Genomic DNA, 25,739 nt, shown 5'->3' with positions numbered 1-25,739 from the left:
CCACTGCCCCACTCATTATGAGGTAGGTCAGTGGTGTTGATATTAATTTTTTAGAAAGAAGAGTGACGAGTGACAGACCAACGGGCAGCGATAGCGGCAATAATCATCACAATGACAATAGCTAAAACAATCCAAAAGGCATGAGGTAGTGCTAAATTAAAGGGCTGCCCATAACTTTCAGCCACAACTAAGATAGCATTGTTCATTAGGCTAAGACCTATGGCAGTTAATGCAATAGAGAGTAAGCCAGCACAGAACCCCGTGATAATACCCAAGTATAAAAAAGGACGGCGTACAAAGGACTCTGTAGCACCAACTAGGCGAGCTACAGCAATCTCGTCTCGTTGTAATAAGGCTTGCATGCGAACAGTATTAAAAATAGTTGCAACGACGATAATAGCAACCCCAACCGCAAAAATACCTAACAATACCTTAAAGAAAGAGATGATGCTCTCAAGTTTCTTTAGCCAGTCCCGGTCAAACTGTACTAGGTCGACTTCAGGGTTGTTTTGCCATTGTTGCGCAATTTCATTGGCTTGTAGGGTAGAAACCCCATTGCTAAGAGCAATGATAATACTGTGAGGTAAGGGATTATTTGGTAATACATCCAAGGATTCTTTCCACTCCTGAGAAGAGCGCAATGTATCAAGTGCTTCTTGTTTAGACATTACAGTAATATGGTCAATTTGGGCATTTGATTCAGTTTTAATTTGAGCAGCGAGTTGTTGTGTCGCTTCAAGTGACACATTATTTTTCATAAATAATGTGATGACAGGATTCACCGACACAGTTTTAGCCACAGGTGCTAAGGAGGTGAGAATTGCACTGACGACTAGAGGAAGTGATAGCACAAAGGCAATCACTGTAATGTTAGTAATCGTAGAAAAGGGTGTCAACAATAAGCGACGCAACGCTGTCCGTATGGCATAAAGATGATGACGTAACCAAGTTTTCATGCGTGGTATCCTAAATCGGTAAAGTGACCGGGTTCAATAAGTAAAGTGCGGTTGGCATAACGTTGTAGTAGGGGTCTATCATGGGAAGCAATGAGTGTAGTGACACCAACACGATTAAAATCTCTGAAAACATCAAGGATAAGGTGGGCATTCTCTTGGTCAAGATTGGCGGTAGGCTCATCGGCAATTAAAATACTTGGCCGGTTGACAATAGCACGGGCAATGGCAAGACGCTGTTGCTCACCACCTGAAAGAGCGATAGGATTGTATTTCTCCTTGCCACCAAGACCTACTTTAACAATAGCGGCTCTAGCTCTAGAGGCAGCGGTATCATAGCTAAGTCCCATAACAGTTAGTGGTAACATCACATTTTCAAAAGCATTGCGGTCATAGAGTAGGTGAGTATCTTGTAAAATAATCCCTACAGAGCGACGCAAATAGGGAATAGAGCGTGGCTCAAGTTTGTCAATGCGGGTTCCTTTGACAGTAATAGAGCCACGGCTAGGGGCTTCTAGTCCACCGATAAGTTTTAGAAGGGTGGATTTACCTGCTCCAGAAGGACCAGAAATAAAGACAAAATCACCGCTATTAATTTTGAAATTAATGTCGGCGAGGATATTGGCACTTTGACCGTAGGCCTTAAAGACGTGCTGAAACTCAATCATAGCAAAAGATTATAAGCAAATAAGGTAAGTCCTATTTTAACATCAGAATACGTTGTGTTTTCACTAAAAAAGAAACAACGAAATAGTCAATAAGTGGTATATTTCTCTTTATAGCAAAAGCATATGACTATTTATGATATAGGGGTTTCCATAAAACAATCCCATTCTTTGTTTTAAGATGAGAATCTATTTGGTGACTAATTGGATAGTAAATGAAAAAACTTTCATGGAATGACGAACGGGTACGGGCATGGGTATATCAGTTGATTATCCTAGGCTTGGTTGTGGGGTGTCTATGGTATTTAGTCGACAACACACTACATAACCTCTCATCTAGAAATATTCAAACTGGCTTTGGTTTTTTAAATAAAGAAGCTGGGTTTGCCATAGGGGAGAGTTTCATTCATTACGATTTAACAGACACTTACTGGCAAGCAATCCAAGTTGGTATTGTGAACACCTTGTTTGTGTCTCTGGTGGGTATTTTATTATCTACCGTGCTTGGTACCTTTATTGGGATTGGACGATTATCTAAAAATTGGTTAGTGAATCGTTTATCAGCAGTGTATGTAGAGGTGATGCGCAATATACCATTATTGATTCACTTATTTTTTTGGTATGCCTTATTGACTGAGATTCTGCCAGGGCCACGTCAGGCACTTAATCCTGTAGATGGGGTATTTTTATCCAATCGGGGCATCAAATTTCCTGCGTTAATAGGAACATCAGTTGAGTGGTTATTATGGGGCGTTTTGATTGCTGTTGTTCTTGGGGGTCTTATTTCATGCTGGGCCAAGCGTAAACAAAACCAGACTGGACAAACGACACCTGTTTTACTAATTAATATTGGTGTTTTTATGCTTGTCCTGTTGCTGGCTTGCGCTGCTTCAGGGTTTGATTTACAGTTGGTTAAACCTGTGTTAAGAGGGTTTAATTTCGAGCAGGGTTGGAGTATTAGTCCTGAGTTGGCTGCTTTGTTGATTGGATTGGTGCTTTATACTGCGAGTTTTGTAGCGGAAATTGTACGGTCAGGGATACAGAGTGTGAGTAAAGGGCAATGGGAGGCAGGTGCTTCGCTAGGCTTATCTCGTTCCAAGGTTTTACGTCTTATTGTTATGCCTCAGGCTGTGCGTGTGATGATACCAGCGATGAGCAATACTTTTATGAATTTCACGAAAAATAGCTCTTTAGCAGTAGCAATTGGTTATCCTGATATTGTGTCTATCGTCAATACCATGCTTACACAGACAGGGCAGGCAATAGAAGCAGTGATTATTATCATGTTGGCGTATTTTACGATTAGCATTAGTATTGCTCTGTTTATGGCATGGTATAACCATCGCATGGCTTTAGTGGAGAGGTAAGATGACAGAGAAAATCTCCGTCCATACAGAAAGTGTGCATTCGTATAACAGTGTAAAGCCTCCTGCTCAAAAGGGTGTTTGGTGTTGGCTAAAAAATAATTTATTTGCTTCGCCTGCACATACATTAGCCACTATCTTGGCATTATGGTTTTTGCTTTTCTCCATCCCTGCATTGCTTGAGTGGGCATGGTTTGGTGCTAATTTTTCAGCAAATACAGGAAGTGAGTGTCAGCAGACTGTAGGGGCATGTTGGTCTTTTGTTGAGCATAAATACCGCATGATTTTGTGGGGTATTTATCCTTTTGATGAGCAGTGGCGTCCATTCCTTGTGACAGTTTTGCTCATTGTACTTATTATTTACAGTGCAATCCCTCGCTTTTGGAATAAGGCATTGGTATTCATTTGGATAGCTGTGATGGCTATTTGTTGGTTGCTGATGCAAGGGGGGCTGTTCTCTCTTAGCTTTGTAGAAACCGCAAAGTGGGGTGGTTTGACGATTACCTTGATTTTGTCCATTTTCGGTATTTTGGTGGCAACGCCTTTGGGCATTTTATTGGCATTAGGACGACGCTCCGATATGCCATTGATTCGCTCGCTCAGTATTATTTATATTGAGTTGGTACGCGGTGTACCGTTTATTAGTTTGCTCTTCATGGCATCGGTGATGGTGCCGTTATTCTTTCCTGAGGGCGTAACCATGAATAAACTGCTGCGAGCACAACTAGCTGTAATTGTCTACGTGTCTGCTTATATTGCCGAGGTTGTAAGAGGAGGGTTGCAGTCTATTCCTAAAGGGCAATTTGAAGGGGCTGCATCTCTTGGTTTAAGTTATTGGCAAACAATGCGCTTGGTTATTCTGCCACAGGCACTTAAAGTTGCTATTCCTCCTTTAGTAAGCATTTTTATCTCTATTTTTAAAGATACCTCATTGGTGGTAATTATCGGTATTTATGACCTCACTCTTTCTGCCAAGGTGGCTCTTGCTGACCCACAGTGGCAAGGATTTAGTGTAGAGGCTTATGTGTTTATTGGATGCATTTATTTTGTCTTTTGTTATGCGATGTCTCGTTACTCGCAATATATCGAGCGACGCTTGGATATAGGAAAACAACACTAAGTGGTGTCGCAATCTTTCAAAATATGGAGTAATGTAATGGCTAAGACAATGATTGAATTAACTAATGTAAACAAATGGTATGGTGATTTTCATGTGCTTAAGGATGTGAATCTACAAGTGAGTGAAGGGGAGCGTATTGTGATTTCTGGACCCTCAGGGTCAGGGAAGTCGACACTGATTCGCTGTATTAATGGTCTAGAGGCACATCAAGCAGGGGAAATTATTGTGGATGGTGTAGCACTGGATCATAATGTGAAGCACTTAGAAGCGATTCGTCGTCAGGTAGGCATGGTGTTTCAACACTTTAATCTATTTCCTCATCTTAGTGTTTTAGAGAATCTCACCTTGGGACCTATTTGGGTATTGAAGAAAAGCAAGAAAGAGGCTCATGACATTGCTATGCATTATTTAGAACGTGTTAAGATTGCCGACCAAGCCTATAAATACCCAGGACAGTTATCTGGAGGGCAACAGCAGCGAGTCGCTATTGCACGCTCGCTTTGTATGTCACCCAAAGTGATGTTATTTGATGAGCCTACCTCAGCCCTTGATCCTGAAATGGTGAAAGAAGTACTGGATGTGATGGTGGAATTGGCAGAGACAGATAAAATTACCATGCTCTGTGTGACCCATGAGATGGGTTTTGCCCAGAAAGTTGCTGATTCTGTAGTGTTCATGGATCAAGGTATGATTGTGGAGCAAACTCCACCAGCTGAGTTTTTTACTCAACCACAAACAGAGCGTGGACAGCAGTTTTTGGCACAGATTCTTTAACAGCCTACAATAAGGCAAGCGTCTAATCCCTATCTGCTTTAGTTGGATTACCTATTTAGGGTAGGCTGCTATAGAAGGGGTTTTGTTATCATACCCTAGCCTTAAGATAGTATATTTCGATACAGATTTTATAGCTTGGTGCTATAATCAGCTTTTGTTTTACTTGATAGAGCTCATCATGTCACAAAAAAATTACGAGTCAGAAGCGACCTTGTTTTTAAAACAATACAAGAAAGATCATCCAGAGACCACAGCAAAACAACTTGCTGGTCGGGCTCGTCTATGGGATAAGGTTATTGATGCCGAACAACAAGAACAGTTTAAAGCGGCACGTGTTTATCAGAAGCCTTACGTTTATCAAACTGATAAATAATGAGCCCTATTCAGGCTGAATTAGACGCCTTGGTAAATCCTGATGTAGATAGTACACCGGATGTTGTTGATTCGGTGGCTTTGGCTCGTCTGTACGGCGAGCCTTTATTCAATATTCCCAATGATCTCTATATTCCGCCTGATGCCTTGGAAGTCTTTTTAGAGGCTTTTGAGGGACCACTAGATTTACTTCTCTATCTTATCCGTAAGCAGAATTTTAATGTGCTAGACATACCTATGGCAGAAGTTACTTCACAGTATATGGTGTATGTGGAGCAAATTCGTAAGCGCAATCTTGAGCTGGCGGGAGAGTATTTGCTCATGGCGGCAATGTTGATTGAGATTAAATCACGCATGCTGTTGCCAGTGAAAAAAAGCGATACGGGTGAAGAGGTGGAAGACCCTCGTGCTGAACTTGTACGTCGTTTATTAGAATATGAGCGTATGAAGTTGGCTGCACGTAAATTAGACGAATTACCCCAATTAGGTCGAGACTTTGAACGGGCCAATGCTCAGATGAATATTAGTGTTGAGCGTATGCTCCCTGATGTCAATCCTGAAGATTTACGCCTAGCATGGCTGGATATTATCAAGCGTGCCAAGCTGAATCAGCGGCACCATATCTCACGTGAACAGTTATCTGTACGTGACCATATGAGCCATATTTTAAGAAGATTGGCAAATGTGCGTTTTATGGAGTTTACGGATCTATTTATGGAGCGTATTAATGAGGGAGCTCCACCAGCGGTGATTGTGGTGCATTTTATTGCCATGCTGGAATTGAGTAGAGAGTTACTCGTTGAAATTACACAAGTTGAACCCTATGCACCGATTTATGTGCGTTTGACTTATACCTCTAATACCGTTTAAAGGATATATTGTGAAGGTTGTTCATACTATTGAGGAATTGCGAGACCAATTACGAGGTCAACTAAGAACTGCTTTTGTACCCACTATGGGGAATTTGCACGAAGGTCATCTATCATTGATGCGTTTGGCTCGTCAGCATGGCGATCCTGTGGTGGCAAGTATTTTTGTAAATCGCTTACAGTTTGGACCCAATGAGGATTTTGATAAATATCCACGGACATTGCAAGAAGACATTGCTAAATTAGAAGAGCGACGTGATGTGTACGTTTTGTTTGCCCCCACTGAAAAAGAAATGTACCCAGAACCACAAAGCTACCGTGTACAACCCCCCAGTGAATTAGGTAATATTCTCGAAGGGGAGTTCCGACCTGGTTTTTTTGAAGGAGTAAGTACTATTGTGCTTAAACTTTTCTCCTGTGTCCAACCCAAGGTAGCTGTATTTGGCAAGAAAGATTATCAACAATTAATGATTGTACGCAGCATGTGTCGTCAGTTTCAGTTGCCAGTACAGATTTATGCCCATGAAACCGTGCGTGAGGCCAATGGTCTTGCCCTATCTTCACGCAATCGTTATTTAAATGCAGCTGAATATGCAGAAGCTCCAATGCTTTATGCAACATTGAATGATGTACGGAAACAGTTGCTGGCAGGTAATATAGACCGTGAAGAGCTTGAATACAAGGCGGCTAAAACACTTACTGACCGTGGTTGGGCGGTGGATTATATGTCTTTACGCAAACAAAGTAATCTACTCGCTCCTACAACAGAAGAAATTATCAATAAAGAGCCTCTTGTAGTACTTGCTGCTGCTAAATTGGGTAATACTCGTCTGATTGATAATTTAGAGATTTAGTATGCTATTGGTTTAATCAAGATTGTGAAGGCTTTAGCAAAAAAGGGGTTATCCGTTGGCGATAACCCTTTTTACTTCACCCTAAGTATCAACTGGTATTTACAACTTGATAAAACAGGTGTCGAAATTGGCTTGCAGACACTGTTATGGGCAGGGTATTTTTATAATACCCAGCCAGATGGGGTGAGAATATTTGCAAGTGGCACATCATGTACAGCGGGCTGATAGTCTGTGTCTTCAATTAATCCTTCATCCCACCCCAAACCTATAGCATAAGGTTTTAGACCTTGGCTAATCCATTGATTTAATGTTCTATCATAATATCCCTTACCATAACCTAGACGGTCTCCCTGTGCAGTAAACCCAAGTAAAGGTGTCAATACCAAATCGGGCATGGTGGTCACTTCTTCGTCGGCTTGAGGTTCAGGAATATTGAAATGACCTAACACCATGGGATATGTGTGGGACCAGCGGAAGAAGCGTAGTGGGGCATTTTTCTCGACTACTTTGGGCAATAGCACAGAGTATTGGGCTTCATCAAGTTGGGTTAATACCGGACGAATATCGACTTCGGCACCAATAGGCCAAAAAGCTGCAATCGTATGTGTTGTATTAAAGTGCTGTTGAATAAAGTCCCATAACCGCAGACAAAGTCGTTGACTATCTGCCTGACGCTGTGAGAGTGTTAATGCTTGGCGTTTTTGCAAGAGTTTCTGGCGTAACCATGTATAATCAGTAGTAGATTGAGTAGCCATTGTTGATTTTCAACCAAAGGATAGTTATGGAAAAAAGTATTCTACGATATTTTAGCTGGACATTGAGTACTCTGCTGTTATTGGGATGTACGTCAGGAAAATCAACCAGCCGTGCTATTGATGAGGGACAGGAAATCGTAGCGGAGACTCCATCACACCCAAGAGTGTTGTATCGTGCTGCTATGCCGGTGGATGAGACTGCACGTAATGTGGTAGTGCAGGCACACGAAGTCATGAGACAAAAGCGATGGGATTTGCTTTTACTCTCTGTTAGTCAAGCAGAAAAAGACCATGAGTTAGGGGCTTATCCACTCTATTGGTATTTGCGTTATCGTACTAGCCAAGATAGTCTTCCTCTCCCAGTTAATGAGCTACAAAGGTTTCTGCAACAAAATCCCAATACTTATGTGGGAGAACGTTTAAAAGCGGATTGGATTGTGGCTGCCGCAAAAAGGGGAGACTTTCATACCATTAATAAACTGGGTAAGGCCAAGGTCAACTATGCTCCAGCACAATGCGCTTATTACCATGCACAGGCAATAGAGGGTAAACGTATCAATAGTGCTCAAGCATTAGACGGAGTGATTGATGATGAGCGTTGCTGGGATATGGTGGCCAGCCTCAAAAATCGTCAGATGGTTACTTTGGCACAGTTACAGGTACTTATGCGAGAGGCAGTAGAGTACGATAGCAAAGAAAAAGCCAAGCGTTATGCGGGTATTTATTTTAATGCAGAAGACTTTAACCAGTTTATTGCAATTATGAAAGCACCTAGTCAGTGGTTGGCAACACAATCTGGTCAAGGATTAACGGCAGCTCAAAAAGAGTTGCGAGCGATTGCTTTTAGTCGTTTGGCCCGTCAAGATCGGGATTTGGGCATGCGTGTGCTTGAAAGCCGAGGAGCAGAATTGCTAGCGACCCCTGATTTGCAATGGGCATATTCACAATTTGCTTTAATGGCTGCGCTTAACTTAGAAAGTAGAGCAGATGCTTGGTATCGTAAGGCAGGGGATATTCCCTTAAGTGACTATAATGCGGCTTGGAGGGTGCGTATGGCATTACGACAAGCAGATATTGATTGGACATGGGTATCCAAAACAATATCGTTGATGAGCAAACAGCAACAACAAGAATCAGCATGGGTCTATTGGAAAGCTAGGGCTTTGCAAGCCTTAGGAAATGAGCAGCAGGCAAAGGCATTATTTAAAACCTTAGAAAAGCATTATGATTTCTATGGACTACTAGCACAAGAAGCATTATATGAACAAGTACAACTTCCGTCTGAACCAGTAGCGGTGACGGCACAGGAGCTGGCACGGATTAAACAAAATACAGGTTTGCAGAAAGCGGTTGCTTTATTTCGCTTGGGATGGCGACGTGAAGCAGTGGCAGAGTGGTCTTATGCGATTGCAGGGCTTAACGACCGTGACTTACTCGCAGCAGCGCAGTGGGCAAAAGAAGAGCAAATTTTTGATAGAGTGATTAATACCTCTTTACTCACCAAGCGTCAGATTAGCTTTCAACAACGTTTTATTGCTCCTTATGAGGGCAGGGTGGAGCAGCAAGCATTGAAAGTGGAGATTAGTCCTGCTTGGGTGTATGGACTAATTCGACAGGAGTCTCGTTTTGTGCCAGTGGCACGGTCTGGAGTGGGGGCGTCTGGCTTGATGCAGTTGATGCCTGGTACTGCTAGGCTAGTTGCCAAGAAAATCGGTTTACAGAATTTTTCTATGAATCAAATCAACGATTTTGAGACCAATACTTTGTTAGGAACTGCTTATTTGCGTATGATTCTTGATGGTTTGGATGATAATGAAGTGCTAGCTACTGCAGGATATAATGCGGGGCCCATGCGAGCTAAACGCTGGCGGGCGACCTTAACACACAATGTAGAGGGAGCTATTTTTGCAGAAACTATTCCCTTTACCGAAACCCGACTTTATGTCAAACATGTCATGTCTAATGCGATTTGGTATGATGCCATATTTAATCAGGGAAAAGTTGCTTCATTGAAAAATCGTCTGGGCATGATTGCTCCAGCACCTTAATCTCACGAATGAATATATGACACTACTCTCAACACTAGCATCATTGGTTGGTGATAATGACAACTGTACGTGCGGTTTACAGGTTTATTGTGTAGGAGGGGCTGTACGTGATGCTCTACTCGGTTTGCCAGCAGGTGATCGCGATTGGGTGGTAGTAGGTAGCACTCCTGAGGAAATGGTATCACGAGGCTTTACGCCTGTAGGCGGTGATTTTCCAGTTTTTCTACATCCTAAAACCCGTGAGGAATATGCATTAGCACGTACTGAGCGTAAGTCAGGTAGAGGCTATCAGGGATTTACTTTTTATACAGGAGTTGATGTTTCTCTAGAGGAGGATTTGCGTCGTCGAGATTTTACTATTAATGCAATGGCTGTAGATGCACAAGGTAGATTACATGATCCTTATAAGGGATTGGTTGATTTGCAAACTAGAGTATTTCGTCATGTCAGCGAAGCCTTTATTGAAGACCCTGTGCGTATCTTACGTTTAGGTCGATTTTTAAGTCGTTTTACCTTGTTTCAGGTGGCTGAGGAGACGCTCTTTTTGTGCTGTCAAATGGTAAGTAATCATGAAGTAGATGCACTTGTTCCAGAGAGGGTTTGGAAAGAAATTTCGCGTGCTCTAATGTGTGCAAAACCGAGTCGTTTTTTTAAGTTTTTAGACAGCATTGGTGCTTTAGATCGAGTGTTGCCAGGGGTGGGAGAGGAGGTTTCTGATTATCTGGATAATGCTGATGTATCAACATTAGATTTATCTCAGCGTTATGCATTGATGGCTTATGCCAGTACTGGTGGAGATGTTGATAAGATAAAAACATTGTCGCAACATCTACATGTATCTCGTGAGCAAGCCGATTATGCCTATTATTTGCCAGTAGTCGTAGATATGCTACCGGCACTAAACCTACCTAACAAATCTTCCTTGCCGTTATCAGATAGTCAGGCAGAGAATATCGTTGTATTTATAGAAAAACTAGACGGGATACGTAAGCCAGGGCGTTTATTGGCATTGATTAAGGTTGCAAAGCTATTGCTAAAAATACCTGATATGGCATATATGCAGTGTTGGCATGACAGACTAGATGCAATTAATGACATCTCTACGGGTGATATTGCTAAACAGTATGCCCCTGACACTCAGGCAATTAAAGTGGCTATTCATCAGGCACGTGTGGATAGATTAATTCGTCTGGTACATGACTAATCTCTAGCTAGTGAGAAGTGAGCTAGAAGCATAACTTCACAAGAATTAAAGACCGTATCTTCTATCGCCTACTATAAAACCAACGGGGTCAACATCAAGATTTTTGCCTAGCAACATCACCTTAAATAACTCTCCCATCTCTGCTTCAGATAGTAGTTTCTGAACAGGTCCCACTTGTCGTGCATAGTGTTGTACATCATTGGGGTTAAGTTGATTAAGAAGGTTTAATAGACCGCAGTTCATGAGAAATCTTGCCTGACTAGTATAGCCCAATACTTCTAAATTACTGTCAATCGCAGCATCAGCAATGGCAGTAAAATCAACATGAGCTGTGATGTCTTGCAATCCTGGGTAGAGTAGTGGCTCATCATGGGCATGGTGTTGTAAGTGACACATGAGAGTGCCACGATGACGTTGTGGGTGGTAGTATTCACTGCGTGGGAAACCATAATCAATGAGTAAAATGCCGCCACAAGCTAGGTTAGCACCTAGGGATCTAATCCATGCTTCAGCTTGTAAATTTACTTCGGTACGATAACAAGGGTAGGCAGGTAGACGAGTTTGCATTAGTTGGACCAATTCTGCTGAAGCAGGCTTGTTGAGATAGTGTAGCTCACCATTCTCCCACGAAACATAGACTTCTTCTAAATGCCCCTCATGGTTCCATTCAACTAGTTTTACTGGCATAGCATCTAACACCTCATTAGCCAGCATACAACCAGTGAAATGTGTTGGTAATTCAGTTAACCAGGTGACTTGTTGAGCGTAATTTCCTAGGGTTTCTTGCTGACGTTGTTTTAAGTCTAATGATAATTCTAGGATAAAGTAGTGAATAGATGGGTCGGCGAGTTGCTCTAGAATAGATAATGCTAATTTGCCGCTACCAGCCCCAAACTCAAGGATATTTTTACTTGCAGACGCTTCTAATATTTGTGAAATTTGGGTGGCGAGTGTGCGACCATACCATGGTGTTAATTCAGGGGCAGTTGTAAAATCCCCTTGCAGCATAGTGGCTTGATTATCTCCACTCAACTTGGCTAGTCCCCCCGTGTAATAACCACCCAATGGATGATAGAGTGCCTCATTCATCCATTCTTCAAAAGTAATTGTTTGGCGAGGGGCGAACTTATCTTGAATATGACGTAGAAGTGATTGACTATATTCAACTGCTGCAGCACTAGGTGTGGGGAAAGTAGATGGCATTAACATTAACTCGTAATAATTAAATTATCGTGTATTGTACTCATGTCTTATAAGGGAATGACATGATTTTAAAGTTTCTTATAAAAATCCCTATAAAACTCATTGTCTGATTTTATAGGGATTTTTACTGATGATTAATGTTATGCCCACACTCGTTTTTGTGATTTCTTGCGGTTACTTGTTTTTTGACGAGTAGCAGGTTTTGTCGTTGTGTGACTTTTTATCGCACGAGTAGAAGCTGTGGTTTTTTTACCTTTTGCTAATTGAGTTTTTGATGATTTGCTTGCTTGCACACGAGGTTTCTTGCTAGAGCCATCATCAGCATCAGCTTTCTTGTGGCTATATTTTGCCTTGTTACTACGCACTCCACGTTCGTAATCTGCGAATTTAGGTTGTTCAGCCTGGCTAACTACTTTCTTAATACGACGAGCTTCAGTAGGGCTTACTATAGCAAAGTCTTGATTCAATGATAATGCTAAATCGTCAATTCGGCTAGATGAGCTAGACGATTTTTCTTTGCCTTGTGCTTGTTGTAATTGCTTGGTGCCTTTCGCTGATTTAGCTCGTCCCTCGGTTTTGGTACGAGAGGATTTTGCAGATGTCTTCTTGCTTGCTGCCTTGGTACTTGATTTTTTTGCCGGTGTTGGTTCCAATCCAGGAATGACTTCTGTTTCAATCGTTTGACCAATAAACTGCTCAATACGACGAACCTTAAAGCGTTCACTATGTGTTGCAAGAGTAAATGCCAAGCCATTGCGACCCGCACGACCTGTACGACCGATACGATGTACATAATCCTCAGGTTGCATTGGTAAATCGTAGTTAATGGAGTGGGTGATGCCCTGTACATCAATACCACGAGCAGCGACATCAGTTGCTACGAGAATTTGAATACGACCTTTTTGAAGAGCATTAAGGGTACGTGTACGGATACGCTGATTCATGTCCCCGTGCAATGCAGCTACGGCGAAGCCTTGGTCCTCTAGGCGTTCGGCTAAGTCATCTGCTCCGCGTTTTGTGGCAGTAAACACAATTGCTTGCTCAAGTGTCGCATCACGCAGTAAGTAGTCTAACAAACGGAATTTATGCCCTAGGTCGTCTGCATAGAGTAGACATTGCTTGATATTATCGTGTTTCTTTTTCTGATCAGCAATACTGATACGTTGAGGATTATGTAGCATCTCTTCGGCTAACTTTGCAACACTCCCTTCAAAGGTCGCAGAGAACATTAATGTCTGGCGAGTAGGGGAGGTTTGTGCCACGATATGTTTAATATCATCTATAAAGCCCATATCAAGCATACGATCAGCTTCATCCAATACCAGCGTCTGAATTTGCGACAGGTTGATACGTTTGGCTTTTAAGTGATCAAGTAAACGCCCTGGTGTAGCAACGAGAATATCCACATGGTGAGCAAGTGCTTTAATTTGTGCTCCGTAGGGCATACCGCCTACAACTGTAGAAACACGTAATTGCTTAAGACCTGAGGTGTAAGTTTTAGCTGCTTCAGCAACCTGTAATGCTAACTCACGTGTAGGTGTTAAAACCAGCATCTGTACAAAATTTTCAGTGCGTGCAGGTTTATGTTTGCGTGATCGTTTGCCCTCTGATTTTTCTTCTACTGCAGGATGCTCTACAGGATTATCCAGTAGTTTTTGTAGTGAAGGGAGAGTGAAGGCAGCAGTCTTGCCACTTCCTGTTTGTGCTGTGACGATTAAGTCTCGCCCCTCTAGTGCAGCAGGGATTGCTTGTTGTTGTACGGGAGTGGGTTCTGTAAATCCGGCCTTTTTAATGGCACGCAGTAATACTGGGGCTAAGCCCAGATGGTCAAATGACATGGCTGTTTCCTGTAGTCGGTACATCGTGCCGACCAGAACAACCAATTACACGCCTATATAGAGAAGGGCAAATATAGATGCTGGTGAATTTTTAAACACTATTGTGCACAGCATCTTCCTATGTAAGGTCAAGAAGGTAGGAGCGATGAAAATTTAATAAAAGACAACTAGCATACCTTAAATAAGATGGTAGGTAAACCATAATTGCTAAAAAATCAAATGATTAGCTGATTGTGTGGGGGTAAAGCAACTATTTCTGAGTTTAACGATACTTCATTTTTAAAGTGAATGAGGAATCGAAGTTTATCAGAATTGGGTAAGTTGTTGGATAAGTCTTTGCTCGTATTCAGCTAATAGCATTTTCTGCTTGTTAAGCTGCTGTTGATACTCTGCATCGTTTTCATCACGTTGTTTGGCACTCCATACCGAGGCAGGAAAGTGTAAGTCCCACTTAAAGCGAGGAATAATATGCCAATGCAGGTGAGGAACCATGGTGCCGAAGGCTGCCAGATTAATCTTATCCGGATGCAGTATGTCACGTTGAGTTTTTTCTACCAGATATACATAGTCCATCAAGCGTTGTCGCTCTTGTATATCCAAGTCTGTCATCTCTGCGATATGACGCTGTAATACTACACGGGTAAAAGCAGGGTAGTGAGGGTCATTGGCATTAATGACACGGATAAAATTATTTTCATAAAGCACTTGTCCACCAGGAGTATTACATAAAGGGCAAGAGGTCATGGTATTACTCAATAAAGTTGTGACGAGAATATTATAAGAGGAATTGGAACAAGGTTAGACCTACTTTTGCACAATTCTCTATCTTTACCACAAGGGAGGTAGTCATTCTTGATTTGGTGGGCTTTTGTCAGAATGAGCTCCTCCCTGTGATATATAAACATCTAGAAAAAACAACAGAGGTAATAAAGCATATTAGCTAAATAGAGTCTTTAATGCCAGACCAGGTTCTTGCTCACGCATAAATGCCTCACCGACGAGAAAACCGTATACCCCATGCTCATTCATACATGCTACATCATCACGTGTGTGAATCCCGCTCTCTGTGATGAGTAATCTATCATTTGGCACATCACTTAGCAGCTCAATCGTGTGCTGTAGACTTACCTCAAAAGTGCGAAGATTACGGTTATTGATGCCAATTAGTGGGCTCTGACACTTCAACGCCCGCTCAAGCTCCTCACGATTGTGTACTTCGATTAATACATCCATACCGAGGGCAAAAGCAGCACTCTCCAATTCGGCTAATTGAGCATCAGATAAAGCTGCTACAATCAACAAAATGCAGTCTGCCCCCATGGCACGGGCATTAATCACTTGATAAGGATCAATCATAAAATCCTTGCGTAAGACGGGTAAATCACAAGCTGCCCGTGCTTGGCGAAGATAATCAGGAGAACCATGAAAAAATTGTTGATCTGTCAGTACCGATAAGCAAGTTGCTCCATAGGTAGCATAGCTTGTCGCAATCTCTGCAGGGAAGAAATGCTCGCGAATGATGCCTTTAGAGGGAGAGGCTTTTTTGACTTCTGCTATGACGGCATTTTGCTTATTCTTAATGCGTTCGCGTAAAGCATTAGCAAAGCCGCGTATATCTTGACGTGCATTGGCCTCAGCTAACAAATCAGCCGTACTGCGAATCTTTTGCAAAACAGCAATTTCTTCACGCTTGACGGCAAGAATTTTTTCTAAAATATCGGACATTTTTACCATCCTTTATTGAGGCTTTTCTAGTAACAGCATCTGTTATGGACAGAGATGCTATGTGTGAAAAGTCCTCTTAATTCATTAAAATACGGTGCAAAACGATGGGTAACGTATGATGTAGGGGCTTTAATGGAAGCCCACAAACAGCATAGTCAGACTTAATTATGATGCTTTAAATCGTTGCGTATATTCGCAGAATTGATGCATCTTCTCACGTGCAGCACCGCTAGTAATTAACTCATCTGCCATCTTAATACCCTCGGTAATACTATGTGCTTTATTACCCGCATAAATGGCTAGTCCAGCATTGAGTAGTACAATATCACGGCAAGGTCCAGGGTTATTATTTAATACACCACGCACAATATCTCGTGATTCTGCACTGTCCTTGACACGCATATTTTTAATCGAGTGCATGGCTAAACCAAATTCCTCAGGGTGAATTGTATACTCACGGATTTTGCCATCTTTCAACTCTCCGACTAGAGTTTGGGCACCTAGAGAAGCCTCATCTAAACCGTCCATACCATGTACGATAAGTACATGTTTAGCACCTAATTGTTTTAATACACGGACTTGAATGCCCACCAAATCAGGATGAAACACTCCCATGAGTTGGTTTTTAGCTCCTGCTGGATTGGTGAGTGGTCCAAGAATATTAAAAATCGTTCTCACCCCAAGCATCTTACGTACAGGGGCGATATTCTTCATACTGCTGTGATGATAAGGGGCAAACATAAAGCCAATATTAGTCGCCTCCAAGCACTCTTTCACTTGCAGAGGATCTTTAATATCAATATTGGCGCCCAGTGACTCTAAAACGTCAGCACTGCCACTTGAGGAGGAAGCACTGCGATTACCATGTTTAGCTACAGGTACACCAGCTGCGGCAGCGACAAACATTGCTGTGGTGGAAATATTAAAGGTATGACTGCCATCACCACCTGTACCACACATATCTAGTGCCTCATCGGCATTGGTAATCGGTACAGGAGTAGCAAACTCTCGCATTACAGTGGCTGCTGCCGTAATTTCACCTACGGTTTCTTTTTTCACGCGTAACCCCATGAGTAGGGCAGCAGCGATGGGCTCAGGCATTTCACCTTTCATGAGTGAACGCATTAAATCCACCATTTCTTCATGGAAAAGCTCACGATGTTCGATACAACGCGTTAAGGCTTCTTGATAAGAAATTGTCATTTGTCTATCCTCCTAGTTAAGCCTTTTTTAAATCTAAGAAATTTTGCAATAGTTTATGACCATACTCGCTGAGAATAGACTCAGGGTGGAACTGGACGCCATAAATAGGCAATGTTTTATGGGCAATTCCCATAATCTCCCCATCATCAGTTTGTGCGGTAATGTTTAGACAATCAGGTAAGGTATCGCGGTCAATCGCAAGAGAATGATAACGAATCACTGTATAAGGGGAGGGGATGTCTTTAAAAATATCAGTATTAGTATGTGTGATTTTACTAGCCTTGCCATGCATGATAGTTTTTGCTCGGATAATCTTGCCTCCAAAGGCCTCGCCAATGGCTTGGTGTCCTAGACATACGCCAAGGATCGGTTTTTTACCAGCAAAATGTTTAATCACTTCTAATGAAATCCCTGCCTGTGCGGGGTCACAAGGTCCTGGTGAAATACAAATATAATCTGGATTAAGTGCTTCAATTTCTTCGATGCTGGTTTGGTCATTGCGCAATACACGCACATCTTGACCAAGCTCACCGAAGTATTGCACGATGTTATACGTAAATGAATCGTAATTATCTAACATGAGTAACATAACTGTCTCCTTTAGATAGGTTGGTCAAGACCATATTGAACTTGTTCTGCTGCACGTAGGACAGCACGAGCTTTATGCTCGGTTTCTAACCATTCTTTTTCTGGATCTGAATCAGCCACAATACCAGCTGCTGCTTGAACATAAAGCATACCGTCTTTAATAAGACCAGTACGTATAGCAATCGCTACATCCATTGCTCCATTGTAACTGAGGTAGCCAGCAGCACCGCCATAGATACCGCGACGTACAGGTTCTAGTTGGTCAATTAATTCCATCGCTTTAACCTTTGGTGCTCCAGTCAGTGTGCCTGCAGGGAAAGTTGCCCGAAGTACGTCAATGGCATCCATATTTTTATTTAGCACCCCTTCGACGTTAGATACTAGATGCATCACATGAGAGTAGCGTTCAATAGTCATTTGATCAGTCACTTTTACCGATCCAATTTTGGCCACACGACCCACATCATTACGAGCTAGGTCGATTAACATGAGGTGTTCAGCCACTTCTTTAGGATCATTGCGCAAATCATGTGCCAGTGCAATATCTTCACTAGGACTATCACCACGAGGACGAGTACCCGCCAATGGACGGATAGTAATGCGAGATTGCTCGGCTTGATATTCGTCGAGGAAAGTTTCTTGACGAACTAAAATCTCTGGAGAGGCACCCACAACGTGGAAATCACCAAAATTCCAGTAGTACATGTATGGAGAAGGATTAAGGCTGCGTAAGGCACGATAGAGTGATAGTGGAGAGTCGCGGAATGGTTTTGCAATTACTTGACCGACTTGAATCTGCATTAAATCCCCAGCCGCAATGTGTTCTTTGGCTTTTTCTACAGCCTTGATAAAGTCTTTTTTCTTAAAAGTACGAATCTCTTCAGTCACCAAACTAGGCAAGCTATAAGGAATATCCACTGGTTTACGCAACAACATACGTAATTCTAGTAAACGTTTTTGTGCACGCGAGTAGGCTTCTGATTCAGATGGATCCGCATAGACAATGAGATAAGTACGACCAATCACATTATCCACAATAACCAGTTCGTCTACTTGCATCAATAAAATATCAGGAATACCGTCTAACCCTTCAGGGAATGGTTTGACTGCTGGGCCTAATTTAGGTTCAATGTTACGCACAGCGTCATAACCAAAATATCCTGCCAAACCACCAGCAAAACGAGGGATACCAGGGCGAGTCGCCACTTTAAAACGTTTTTGGTAGGCTTGGATAAAGGCGAGAGGGTCTCCCTCAAATGTCTCAATGACTTCACCGTCACGGACTACTTCCGTATGTTGACCGACGGCTTTAATCACAGTATGAGCTGGTAGTCCGATAAAAGAGTAACGTCCAGAACGCTCTCCACCTACAACAGACTCAAGCAAGCAACTCATTTGACCTGCCTCTTTGCCTGAGTGGGCGAGTTTAAGATAAATGCCCAATGTAGTGTCTAAATCTGCATAGGTTTCTTTAATCAATGGAATGCGATTGTAACCTTGGGCTGCAAGTGCTTTAAATTCAATTTCTGTCATCATCTTCGTCTTCTAAAGTGGTTATCTATAAGCCGAGTAGATATAAAAAAACCCGGCCTGTAGGGGTTGCCGGGTTTATCTTTGTATGAGTGCAAGGAGTGAAACTTTATCCTTTAGTATTTCGTAAAAAGGATTACGAAGCCATAAACCCGACAGACGAACGCCACCAGCGCCAATAATAATTAGCGTAAGAGTAAGCGAAATCAACTGTCGAAGTAAACTTCATAAAATTATCAATCCAAAACAATCATAGGCTGTGTGGGGTGAAAGGATGTGTCTAATGTGCCTCAATCCAATCTGCCACAGCAGCAATGTCGTCTACTATAGCATTAAATGAGAGGGTTTGTATAGCTTTTCCTTCATTGTAACCATATGGTAATACTAAAACATCCATTTTTGCAGCATTTGCTGCTTGCGTATCATTTTGTGAATCGCCTACAAATAAGCTATTGGTGACAGTGACACCTAATTGTTCACAAGCATAGTAGAGTTGATCAGGCTGTGGTTTTTTGCGCTCACAGGTATCACCACCGACGACCACGCTGAAAAAATCTGCAATTCCCATCTTTTCTAGTAGAGGCACGGTAAATTCAAGCGGCTTATTGGTTACAACAGCAAGTTTAAGCCCCATGGCTTGCAGGCGACGTAATCCCTCTATAACATTTGGATAGAGTTGGCTTTGAATGCCATTATGCAAATGATAATGTTTTTTAAAGAGTTTCTCTGCCTGTTCAAAAAGTGCAGTATCGGGTTCAGGGGGATCGATGTTTACAGCAAGAGCTCGCTTAATGAGAACTGCTGAACCTTTCCCCACAAAAGTACGTAATTGCTCCATAGGCAAGGTTTCACGTCCCATCTCTGCAAGCATTGCATTTGTTGCAGTACCAATATCAGGCACACTATCGACTAATGTTCCATCTAAATCAAAAAGTACGGCTTGATATGTTGACACAAAGGTTCTCCTTTAAGTAACTGCAGTTGTGTAGTAATAATGACTATGTAATGTTGGGTACCGCCGCACCTACAACCTACATTTCAATGCAATATACAAGGTGTTTTTTGCAGGTGGTAAGCATGCATGAGAGGTTTTATTGATTGCTCACTTTGGCAATCTCTGCTCGCATCTGGTGAATCACTGCTGCATAGTCTGATTGGCCAAAAATTGCAGAGCCAGCAACAAATGTATCGGCACCAGCGGCATAAATTTCGCCAATATTATCAATTTTGACACCACCGTCTACTTCTAAAAATACTTCACGACCTGTTTGAGCTGTATATGCATCAATGCGAGCACGTGCTTGGCGTAGTTTTGCCAATGTAGAGGGAATGAAAGACTGACCGCCAAACCCAGGGTTTACTGACATGAGCAATACGACATCAATTTTATCCATCACATAGTCTAGATAATGCAAAGGGGTGCCGGGGTTAAACACAAGACCTGCTTTACAGCCATTGTCATGTATCAAGGCAAGTGAGCGGTCGATATGCTTAGAGGCCTCAGGATGAAAAGTAATAATGTCAGCTCCTGCTTTAGCAAACAAGGGAATCAGACTATCAACAGGTTCCACCATGAGATGCACATCAATGGGGGCTGTTGTATAGGGGCGGATAGCTTTACAGACCATAGGGCCGATTGTGAGATTAGGGACATAGTGATTATCCATCACATCAAAGTGAATCCAATCAGCGCCTGCAGCGACCACTTGTTGAATTTCTTCACCTAGGCGTGCGAAATCAGCAGAAAGAATACTTGGGGCAATACGGGTGGTTACAGCTTGTAAAGTCATAATGAAAGCAAGATAAATAAAGAGTAATTGCAGTATTATATTACTTTATTGTTTATAACGTTTAGCAGGTTTTTGGAAGTTATCATGAAAAGAATACTCGCAACGCTAGCCATGACAACGATATTGGCAGCTTGTTCTTCTACCTCTACCTACACAGCAGGAGAGTCAGCTAGTTTTGATATGCATGCTCCTTTGCAGATGCCAGACCCTTCGGTATTACGTGATACACCGCCACGTGCTCTTAAGGGGAAGTATGTCGCCAGCGACTGGTCTAAATTGCCAGGATGGAATGAAGACGATGGTGAGTATATCTGGTTGGGGCTTGTCAATAACTGTAAAGGCTTGATGCGCCCAGTATCTGGTTCTTTAAGTATTCCTGCACGATCAACCCCTCAATCTTGGTATGACGTTTGTCAAGCAGTAGCTAATATGGGTATGGATGTAGATGCTGTGTCGGCTAAACAATTTCTCCAACAATACTTACGACCTTGGGCTGTTGTAGGGGATAATGGTTCTCAAGGGTTGGTGACTGGTTATTATGAGCCTGTGGTGCATGGCTCTCGCTCACAAGGGGGAGCTTATCAATGGCCGATGTATGCTCCTCCTGCTGATTTATTGACAGTGGATTTAGGAAAACTATATCCTGAGTTGGTTGGTAAGCGAGTACGTGGCAAGGTAGTGGGCAATAAAGTTGTCCCTTATGATACACGGGCTGAAATTACCAGCCGGAGTGATCAACCTCCTGTGATTGTTTGGTTGGATGATCCTGTGGAGGCATTTTTTCTTCAGGTGCAAGGGTCTGGACGTGTGATGTTAGATGGGGGAGGCTCGTTGCGTCTAGCCTACGCAGACCATAATGGACGTCCATATACTTCTATTGGCAAGTGGTTAGCTAGTCAGGGTGAACTGCCTATTCAACAAGCCTCTATGCAAAATATTAAAGAGTGGGCTCGCAACCATCCTGACCGTGTTAATGAAATGATGAATGTTAATCAAGCGATGGTATTTTTTAAGGAAGAAGCTATTTCTGATGAAGTCGCAGGACCCAAAGGAGCTTACGGCATTCCTTTGATTGCTAAGCGTACCATTGCTGTTGATGCAAATTTTGTGCCTTTGGGCGCACCTGTGTTCCTAGCAACTAGTGAGCCTGGTACAAATACTCCCTTGCGTCGGGTGGTTTTTGCGCAAGATACCGGAGCAGCCATTAAAGGGGCTGCACGAGCGGATTTCTTCTGGGGAAGTGGCGATGAAGCTGGCAATATGGCAGGACGTATGAAGCAAGCCGGTTTTATGTGGATTCTATGGCCGCGTGAGGCAGGTGCACCAAGTGCACGATAGCAGCAAGGATGTACCGAATGGAAATATCAACAATTCATAAAGCAGAAGTAATTATTTGTGGGGCGGGTATTGTCGGTATGAGCATGGCACTGGCTTTATTCAAGAAAGGAATGAAGCCTGTGCTTATTGCTCCACGGTATGTGGCTCAAGCTAATTTAGGGGAGGCATATCATCCTCGTATCTATGCCATATCACTTGCCAGTCAAAAACTGTTGGAGGAGTTGGGTATTTGGTCTTGGTTGCCTAGCCAACGTCTTACGGCGGTAGATAAGATGCAAATCCAAGGTGATCGAGCCGGATTTATTGAGTTGTCTGCAAAGCAAGGGGAGTTGTCAGAGCTGGCGTGGATTGTCGAATCTGGTGAGATTGAGGCAGCATTACAAAAAGCACTGGCATTTTATGGTGTGCAGTGGGTAGATGGTAAAGTGGTAGATAGCCAACGAGTGGCAGATGACATAGCTGATGTACAACAATGTTCATCAAACATGACATATAAACAACAACTAGTGATAGATACTGGAGACATCTGGCATGCTTCCTTGGTGATTGCTGCTGATGGAGCAAGTTCAGTGATTCGCCAAAAAGCGGGTATTTGGCATCAGTTTAAGTCCTACGAGTCAGAGGGGTTGGTCGCACAGTTTACCGTCGAGAAACCTCATCATAATACTGCTTACCAATGGTTTACCGAGGAAGGTGTGTTAGCCTTTCTACCTCTTAATGATACTGCGGATGGCCACCAAGTTTCTATGGTGTGGTCGGCACCCAATGCGATTGCTCAAGAGTTAAAACAGTTATCACAGGCTGAGTTGGCAGATGTTCTACGTAAACGAGTAGGAGAATTAAGTCAGGATGTGTTGGGTAAATTGACGTTGCGTAGCCCCATGTATGGTTTTACATTGACTTTAGAAAAAAGTGGTATGGTTGCGCCAAATGTTGCACTTATTGGAGATGCTGCACATAGGGTTCACCCTTTGGCAGGGCAAGGACTTAATCTAGGTTTGGCAGATGTGTTATCGTTAAGTACAATATTGAGCAATAAAGAGTCTTTCCGAGGTATTGGTGATTTACGTGTATTAGAACGTTATCAGCGTGAGCGTAGTGTGGCGATAGCCCATATGCGCTGGGTTACCGATGGGTTACATGCTTTGTTTAGTAGTAATTTAGAGCCTGTGAGAGCAGTGCGTAACCTTGGTATGGATATGGTGGCTAAATTGCCATTTATTAAAGAATTTCTTATTAAGAAAGCATCAGGAGTATAGACATATGAAATTAAAAAGAGTTTTTGGGGTGTTGCTGGCAGTGCTTTGTACTCAAGCGATGGCAAGTACTGATGAAATCAAGTCAAATTTAGAAAATGTTTTTCATCTCAAGGTAGAAAACATAGAGAAAACCAACTATGGTGGTTTATATGAAGTTATTACAGAAGATACTATTCTTTATACAGATGAGCATGGTTCTTTTGTGATTGCAGGTAGCCTTATTGATACTAAAACTCTTGAGGATGTTACTGAGAAGAGTATGAAGAAGTTGGCGGCTAAAGATTTTTCTAAGTTGCCCTTGAATAAGGCGATTAAAACTGTCTATGGCAATGGAGAGCGTGTATTGGTGACTTTTGAAGATCCCAACTGCGGTTATTGTAAACGTCTTTACAAAGAGGTATCACAGATGGATAACCTAACAGTGTACACCTTTCTAGTGCCTATCTTGGGCAAGGACTCTGTCAAGAAAACTACTGATATTTGGTGTTCATCAAATCCTTCTGAGACATGGAGAGCATGGATGAAAGACGGAGTGCCTCCACCTGAAGCCCAGTCTTGCGGCACAGAACCTACTAGGGAGGTGATGTCATATGCTCGCAAAATTCAGTTGCAAGGAACTCCCGTCTTACTTATGGCAAATGGAGAGCGTATGAATGGCTATGGAGATAAAAAGGTTATTGAGGAACTGCTGTCTAAAAAATAGGACATGCCATTTAGAGTATTTAATCCTCGTTTAGATGAGGGGCAAAAGTTCCACCAACAGAGCCTTACACTGACATCATCTTATTAATCTAGGCCATTGTGTGCTTTTGGATAAAAGCACTAATGGCTTGGACTTCTTCCAGGCAGACCTGGTGTTCCATTGGGTATTGATGCCATTCAATTGGATAGCCCATTGTAGTCAATAATGCATGACTCATTTGAGCCATTTGTAGTGGCACAATAGGGTCAAAGTCCCCATGAGCCCAAAAAATAGGAGTGTTTTTATTCGCCTCAGTTGCTTTTTCTGATATTTGTTGATGTAATGGTAAATAACCAGAAAGAGCAATAATGCCAGCGAGTTTTTCAGGGTAGCGCAGTCCAGTTAATAAGGCCATTGCACACCCTTGAGAAAATCCTGCTAAAAAAATGTGATGACTCGGAATGCCTCGGTCATTTTCTTTGGTGATGAGTGCTTCAATGGCCGTTTTAGATTCCAGCAATCCTGCTTCGTCTTGCTTTTGATCAAGACGATTTAGACTTAAGATGTCATACCAACCTCGCATGGCATAGCCGTTGTTAATAGTGATGGGACGGATGGGGGCATTGGGGAAAACAAAACGAATTCCAGCTGTGAGTTTGAGTTCTGGTACGATAGGAACAAAGTCATCAGCACTCGCCCCTAAGCCATGCATCCAAATAATGCTGTATTGCACTTGAGGTTGGGTCTGTATTTCAATAACTTGTAATGGCTGGGTCATAGGCTAGTCTCTTCATTTAATATTGGTTTGTCATAATAAACGGTTTTAAAAATTGAAATAATGCCCGATAATTTTTCTTCTGTGGTTCTTGCCCCTCGGGAAGGGTGGCATTATTAATTTGTTCTTTGCGGGCTGCACGGATTAAAGCACGCAACTGTTGCACTTCTATCTCTGGGTATTCATTAAGTAACAAAGTGAGTTCTTTATCGTCTTGGATAAGACGGTCTCGTAAAGTTTCTAATTGATGCATCTGTGCGGTAGCCTCTTTAGAGCCGTTTTCCCAGACATCAAGCTGATGACGAATAGCTTCAATATCCGCAGAACGAAGTAGTTTGCCTACATACTGTACCTGACGACGCTTACCCTCTCCACGTGTTTTAATTTTTTGGCAAGTTTTAATGGCATCAAGGATTTTTTCATCTAGTGGCAGTTGTTTAACCTTATCAAAAGGTAATTCAGTGAGTTGTCTGCCTAGCTCGGTAATTGCTAGCATCTCACGTTTAATTTGTGATTTACTCGGACCATCATAAAAATCTTCTTCATCATCATATTGGTTCGGGGTGTACATAATTTTCCTTTATAAAACATAAAGTTATAATATATTTATAGTAACATGATTAAACGTATTTGGCTTTGCTATATGGCAAAAATATCAGTTAATTGTAGGTGTGATGTAATTACCAATATTATCGGCTGTGTGCATGTTATAGTGGCATAGGCGATAAAGCACAGGAATATTTAACACAAAGAGTTTTTGTTTGTTTCTGATAAAAATACCTTATATGTTAAATATCCGTTATCATACCTCTTTCAGCACAATAAGTGTT

25 protein-coding genes are annotated in these 25,739 nt (G+C 42.3%); 11 read left to right on the top strand and 14 right to left on the bottom strand.

The genetic code is table 11. The features are described from left to right. Window positions 1–50: 50 nt before the first annotated feature. Window positions 51–956 (bottom strand): cell division protein FtsX, encoded by a 906-nt coding sequence (locus HKX40_RS04050; protein ID WP_171588279.1) that lies wholly within the window; start codon window positions 954–956, stop codon window positions 51–53. Beyond that, a complete protein-coding gene (locus HKX40_RS04045) occupies window positions 953–1,621 on the bottom strand; it encodes a cell division ATP-binding protein FtsE (RefSeq protein WP_171588278.1) in 669 nt (222 codons plus the stop codon). The genes HKX40_RS04050 and HKX40_RS04045 overlap by 4 nt, the downstream gene beginning before the upstream one ends. Window positions 1,622–1,833: 212 nt before the next feature. Between HKX40_RS04045 and HKX40_RS04040 the strand changes: the two genes are divergently transcribed. The 6 genes from HKX40_RS04040 (at window position 1,834) to panC (ending at window position 6,971) form a co-directional block, all read left to right on the top strand. Beyond that, a complete protein-coding gene (locus tag HKX40_RS04040) occupies window positions 1,834–2,985 on the top strand; it encodes an amino acid ABC transporter permease (protein WP_171588277.1) in 1,152 nt (383 codons plus the stop codon). 1 nt (window position 2,986) lies between these two features. Then, window positions 2,987–4,102 carry an amino acid ABC transporter permease gene (locus HKX40_RS04035; protein WP_171588276.1) on the top strand — a complete coding sequence of 372 codons (1,116 nt, stop codon included), beginning with the start codon at window positions 2,987–2,989 and terminating at the stop codon, window positions 4,100–4,102. 36 nt (window positions 4,103–4,138) lie between these two features. Continuing rightward, entirely contained in the window at window positions 4,139–4,876 is a 738-nt protein-coding gene (locus tag HKX40_RS04030) for an amino acid ABC transporter ATP-binding protein (protein WP_281360167.1), read from the top strand. Window positions 4,877–5,054: 178 nt separating this feature from the next. Then, window positions 5,055–5,249, top strand: a complete 195-nt coding sequence (locus tag HKX40_RS04025; protein WP_171588275.1) for a DUF3460 family protein — start codon at window positions 5,055–5,057, stop codon at window positions 5,247–5,249. Beyond that, window positions 5,249–6,118 carry a segregation and condensation protein A gene (locus HKX40_RS04020; protein WP_171588274.1) on the top strand — a complete coding sequence of 290 codons (870 nt, stop codon included), beginning with the start codon at window positions 5,249–5,251 and terminating at the stop codon, window positions 6,116–6,118. The genes HKX40_RS04025 and HKX40_RS04020 overlap by 1 nt, the downstream gene beginning before the upstream one ends. A gap of 10 nt (window positions 6,119–6,128) precedes the next feature. Beyond that, complete coding sequence (gene panC, locus HKX40_RS04015; protein ID WP_171588273.1) at window positions 6,129–6,971, top strand: pantoate--beta-alanine ligase; 843 nt, start codon at window positions 6,129–6,131, stop codon at window positions 6,969–6,971. Window positions 6,972–7,132: 161 nt separating this feature from the next. Here panC and HKX40_RS04010 read toward each other — a convergent pair whose 3' ends face one another. After that, window positions 7,133–7,726 carry a 5-formyltetrahydrofolate cyclo-ligase gene (locus HKX40_RS04010; RefSeq protein WP_171588272.1) on the bottom strand — a complete coding sequence of 198 codons (594 nt, stop codon included), beginning with the start codon at window positions 7,724–7,726 and terminating at the stop codon, window positions 7,133–7,135. A 26-nt stretch (window positions 7,727–7,752) separates the two neighbouring features. On the opposite strand from HKX40_RS04010, the gene HKX40_RS04005 reads away from it, so the two are divergent. Both HKX40_RS04005 and HKX40_RS04000 read left to right on the top strand, forming a co-directional pair. Next, window positions 7,753–9,774, top strand: a complete 2,022-nt coding sequence (locus HKX40_RS04005) for a lytic transglycosylase domain-containing protein (RefSeq protein ID WP_171588271.1) — start codon at window positions 7,753–7,755, stop codon at window positions 9,772–9,774. A 43-nt stretch (window positions 9,775–9,817) separates the two neighbouring features. Then, window positions 9,818–10,978 (top strand): tRNA nucleotidyltransferase/poly(A) polymerase-related protein, encoded by a 1,161-nt coding sequence (locus HKX40_RS04000; RefSeq protein WP_425500437.1) that lies wholly within the window; start codon window positions 9,818–9,820, stop codon window positions 10,976–10,978. A 45-nt stretch (window positions 10,979–11,023) separates the two neighbouring features. Here the strand turns inward: HKX40_RS04000 and HKX40_RS03995 are convergent, their stop codons facing one another. The 9 genes from HKX40_RS03995 to rpe form a co-directional block, all read right to left on the bottom strand. Next, window positions 11,024–12,187, bottom strand: a complete 1,164-nt coding sequence (locus tag HKX40_RS03995) for a class I SAM-dependent methyltransferase (protein WP_171588269.1) — start codon at window positions 12,185–12,187, stop codon at window positions 11,024–11,026. Between the two features lie 134 nt (window positions 12,188–12,321). Beyond that, window positions 12,322–14,019 carry a DEAD/DEAH box helicase gene (locus HKX40_RS03990; RefSeq protein ID WP_171588268.1) on the bottom strand — a complete coding sequence of 566 codons (1,698 nt, stop codon included), beginning with the start codon at window positions 14,017–14,019 and terminating at the stop codon, window positions 12,322–12,324. Between the two features lie 306 nt (window positions 14,020–14,325). Continuing rightward, the gene (locus tag HKX40_RS03985) at window positions 14,326–14,763 is read right to left on the bottom strand and encodes an HIT family protein (protein WP_171588267.1); all 438 of its coding nucleotides are present in this window, start codon (window positions 14,761–14,763) and stop codon (window positions 14,326–14,328) included. A gap of 192 nt (window positions 14,764–14,955) precedes the next feature. Then, window positions 14,956–15,744: an indole-3-glycerol phosphate synthase TrpC gene (trpC, locus tag HKX40_RS03980; protein ID WP_171588266.1), complete on the bottom strand. Its 789-nt coding sequence runs from the start codon at window positions 15,742–15,744 to the stop codon at window positions 14,956–14,958. Between the two features lie 165 nt (window positions 15,745–15,909). Beyond that, entirely contained in the window at window positions 15,910–16,947 is a 1,038-nt protein-coding gene (gene trpD / locus HKX40_RS03975) for an anthranilate phosphoribosyltransferase (RefSeq protein WP_171588265.1), read from the bottom strand. A 16-nt stretch (window positions 16,948–16,963) separates the two neighbouring features. Further along, window positions 16,964–17,536 carry an anthranilate synthase component II gene (locus HKX40_RS03970; protein ID WP_171588264.1) on the bottom strand — a complete coding sequence of 191 codons (573 nt, stop codon included), beginning with the start codon at window positions 17,534–17,536 and terminating at the stop codon, window positions 16,964–16,966. 11 nt (window positions 17,537–17,547) lie between these two features. Beyond that, window positions 17,548–19,068, bottom strand: coding sequence for an anthranilate synthase component I family protein (locus HKX40_RS03965; protein WP_171588328.1), 1,521 nt, complete (start codon window positions 19,066–19,068; stop codon window positions 17,548–17,550). A 277-nt stretch (window positions 19,069–19,345) separates the two neighbouring features. Next, a complete protein-coding gene (locus HKX40_RS03960) occupies window positions 19,346–20,020 on the bottom strand; it encodes a phosphoglycolate phosphatase (RefSeq protein ID WP_171588263.1) in 675 nt (224 codons plus the stop codon). Window positions 20,021–20,156: 136 nt separating this feature from the next. After that, on the bottom strand, window positions 20,157–20,855 hold the full coding sequence (gene rpe, locus HKX40_RS03955) for a ribulose-phosphate 3-epimerase (protein ID WP_171588262.1): 699 nt from the start codon (window positions 20,853–20,855) through the stop codon (window positions 20,157–20,159). A gap of 84 nt (window positions 20,856–20,939) precedes the next feature. Here rpe and mltA point away from each other — a divergent pair, with 84 nt between their 5' ends. Genes mltA through HKX40_RS03940 form a run of 3 tightly spaced genes read left to right on the top strand, consistent with a single transcriptional unit; the run spans window position 20,940 to window position 24,155 of the window. After that, complete coding sequence (mltA, locus tag HKX40_RS03950) at window positions 20,940–22,193, top strand: murein transglycosylase A (protein WP_171588261.1); 1,254 nt, start codon at window positions 20,940–20,942, stop codon at window positions 22,191–22,193. Between the two features lie 17 nt (window positions 22,194–22,210). Next, window positions 22,211–23,452: an FAD-dependent monooxygenase gene (locus HKX40_RS03945; protein ID WP_246233557.1), complete on the top strand. Its 1,242-nt coding sequence runs from the start codon at window positions 22,211–22,213 to the stop codon at window positions 23,450–23,452. A gap of 4 nt (window positions 23,453–23,456) precedes the next feature. Further along, window positions 23,457–24,155 carry a DsbC family protein gene (locus tag HKX40_RS03940; RefSeq protein ID WP_171588259.1) on the top strand — a complete coding sequence of 233 codons (699 nt, stop codon included), beginning with the start codon at window positions 23,457–23,459 and terminating at the stop codon, window positions 24,153–24,155. 88 nt (window positions 24,156–24,243) lie between these two features. Here HKX40_RS03940 and HKX40_RS03935 read toward each other — a convergent pair whose 3' ends face one another. Continuing rightward, window positions 24,244–24,912 carry an alpha/beta hydrolase gene (locus HKX40_RS03935; RefSeq protein WP_171588258.1) on the bottom strand — a complete coding sequence of 223 codons (669 nt, stop codon included), beginning with the start codon at window positions 24,910–24,912 and terminating at the stop codon, window positions 24,244–24,246. 16 nt (window positions 24,913–24,928) lie between these two features. After that, a complete protein-coding gene (gene yjgA, locus HKX40_RS03930) occupies window positions 24,929–25,480 on the bottom strand; it encodes a ribosome biogenesis factor YjgA (RefSeq protein WP_171588257.1) in 552 nt (183 codons plus the stop codon). Between the last annotated feature and the right edge of the window lie 259 nt (window positions 25,481–25,739).

Origin of the sequence: Pelistega europaea, from assembly GCF_013133775.1 — a bacterium.
Taxonomy (GTDB): domain Bacteria; phylum Pseudomonadota; class Gammaproteobacteria; order Burkholderiales; family Burkholderiaceae_B; genus Taylorella; species Taylorella europaea.
This window is presented reverse-complemented; position numbering and strand designations above follow the sequence as displayed.

What these genes read in the sequence shown, in the direction of transcription:
- HKX40_RS03995 (WP_171588269.1), bottom strand. Translation starts at nt 12,187, where the DNA reads ATGTTAATGCCATCTACTTTCCCCACACCTAGTGCTGCAGCAGTTGAA.
- yjgA (WP_171588257.1), bottom strand. Translation starts at nt 25,480, where the DNA reads ATGTACACCCCGAACCAATATGATGATGAAGAAGATTTTTATGATGGT.
- HKX40_RS04030 (WP_281360167.1), top strand. Translation starts at nt 4,139, where the DNA reads ATGGCTAAGACAATGATTGAATTAACTAATGTAAACAAATGGTATGGT.
- HKX40_RS03990 (WP_171588268.1), bottom strand. Translation starts at nt 14,019, where the DNA reads ATGTCATTTGACCATCTGGGCTTAGCCCCAGTATTACTGCGTGCCATT.
- HKX40_RS04020 (WP_171588274.1), top strand. Translation starts at nt 5,249, where the DNA reads ATGAGCCCTATTCAGGCTGAATTAGACGCCTTGGTAAATCCTGATGTA.
- HKX40_RS03965 (WP_171588328.1), bottom strand. Translation starts at nt 19,068, where the DNA reads ATGACAGAAATTGAATTTAAAGCACTTGCAGCCCAAGGTTACAATCGC.
- HKX40_RS03935 (WP_171588258.1), bottom strand. Translation starts at nt 24,912, where the DNA reads ATGACCCAGCCATTACAAGTTATTGAAATACAGACCCAACCTCAAGTG.
- HKX40_RS04045 (WP_171588278.1), bottom strand. Translation starts at nt 1,621, where the DNA reads ATGATTGAGTTTCAGCACGTCTTTAAGGCCTACGGTCAAAGTGCCAAT.
- mltA (WP_171588261.1), top strand. Translation starts at nt 20,940, where the DNA reads ATGAAAAGAATACTCGCAACGCTAGCCATGACAACGATATTGGCAGCT.
- rpe (WP_171588262.1), bottom strand. Translation starts at nt 20,855, where the DNA reads ATGACTTTACAAGCTGTAACCACCCGTATTGCCCCAAGTATTCTTTCT.
- trpC (WP_171588266.1), bottom strand. Translation starts at nt 15,744, where the DNA reads ATGTCCGATATTTTAGAAAAAATTCTTGCCGTCAAGCGTGAAGAAATT.
- HKX40_RS04050 (WP_171588279.1), bottom strand. Translation starts at nt 956, where the DNA reads ATGAAAACTTGGTTACGTCATCATCTTTATGCCATACGGACAGCGTTG.
- HKX40_RS03940 (WP_171588259.1), top strand. Translation starts at nt 23,457, where the DNA reads ATGAAATTAAAAAGAGTTTTTGGGGTGTTGCTGGCAGTGCTTTGTACT.
- trpD (WP_171588265.1), bottom strand. Translation starts at nt 16,947, where the DNA reads ATGACAATTTCTTATCAAGAAGCCTTAACGCGTTGTATCGAACATCGT.
- HKX40_RS03970 (WP_171588264.1), bottom strand. Translation starts at nt 17,536, where the DNA reads ATGTTACTCATGTTAGATAATTACGATTCATTTACGTATAACATCGTG.
- HKX40_RS03945 (WP_246233557.1), top strand. Translation starts at nt 22,211, where the DNA reads ATGGAAATATCAACAATTCATAAAGCAGAAGTAATTATTTGTGGGGCG.
- HKX40_RS04005 (WP_171588271.1), top strand. Translation starts at nt 7,753, where the DNA reads ATGGAAAAAAGTATTCTACGATATTTTAGCTGGACATTGAGTACTCTG.
- HKX40_RS03985 (WP_171588267.1), bottom strand. Translation starts at nt 14,763, where the DNA reads ATGACCTCTTGCCCTTTATGTAATACTCCTGGTGGACAAGTGCTTTAT.
- HKX40_RS04010 (WP_171588272.1), bottom strand. Translation starts at nt 7,726, where the DNA reads ATGGCTACTCAATCTACTACTGATTATACATGGTTACGCCAGAAACTC.
- HKX40_RS04040 (WP_171588277.1), top strand. Translation starts at nt 1,834, where the DNA reads ATGAAAAAACTTTCATGGAATGACGAACGGGTACGGGCATGGGTATAT.
- HKX40_RS04035 (WP_171588276.1), top strand. Translation starts at nt 2,987, where the DNA reads ATGACAGAGAAAATCTCCGTCCATACAGAAAGTGTGCATTCGTATAAC.
- HKX40_RS04025 (WP_171588275.1), top strand. Translation starts at nt 5,055, where the DNA reads ATGTCACAAAAAAATTACGAGTCAGAAGCGACCTTGTTTTTAAAACAA.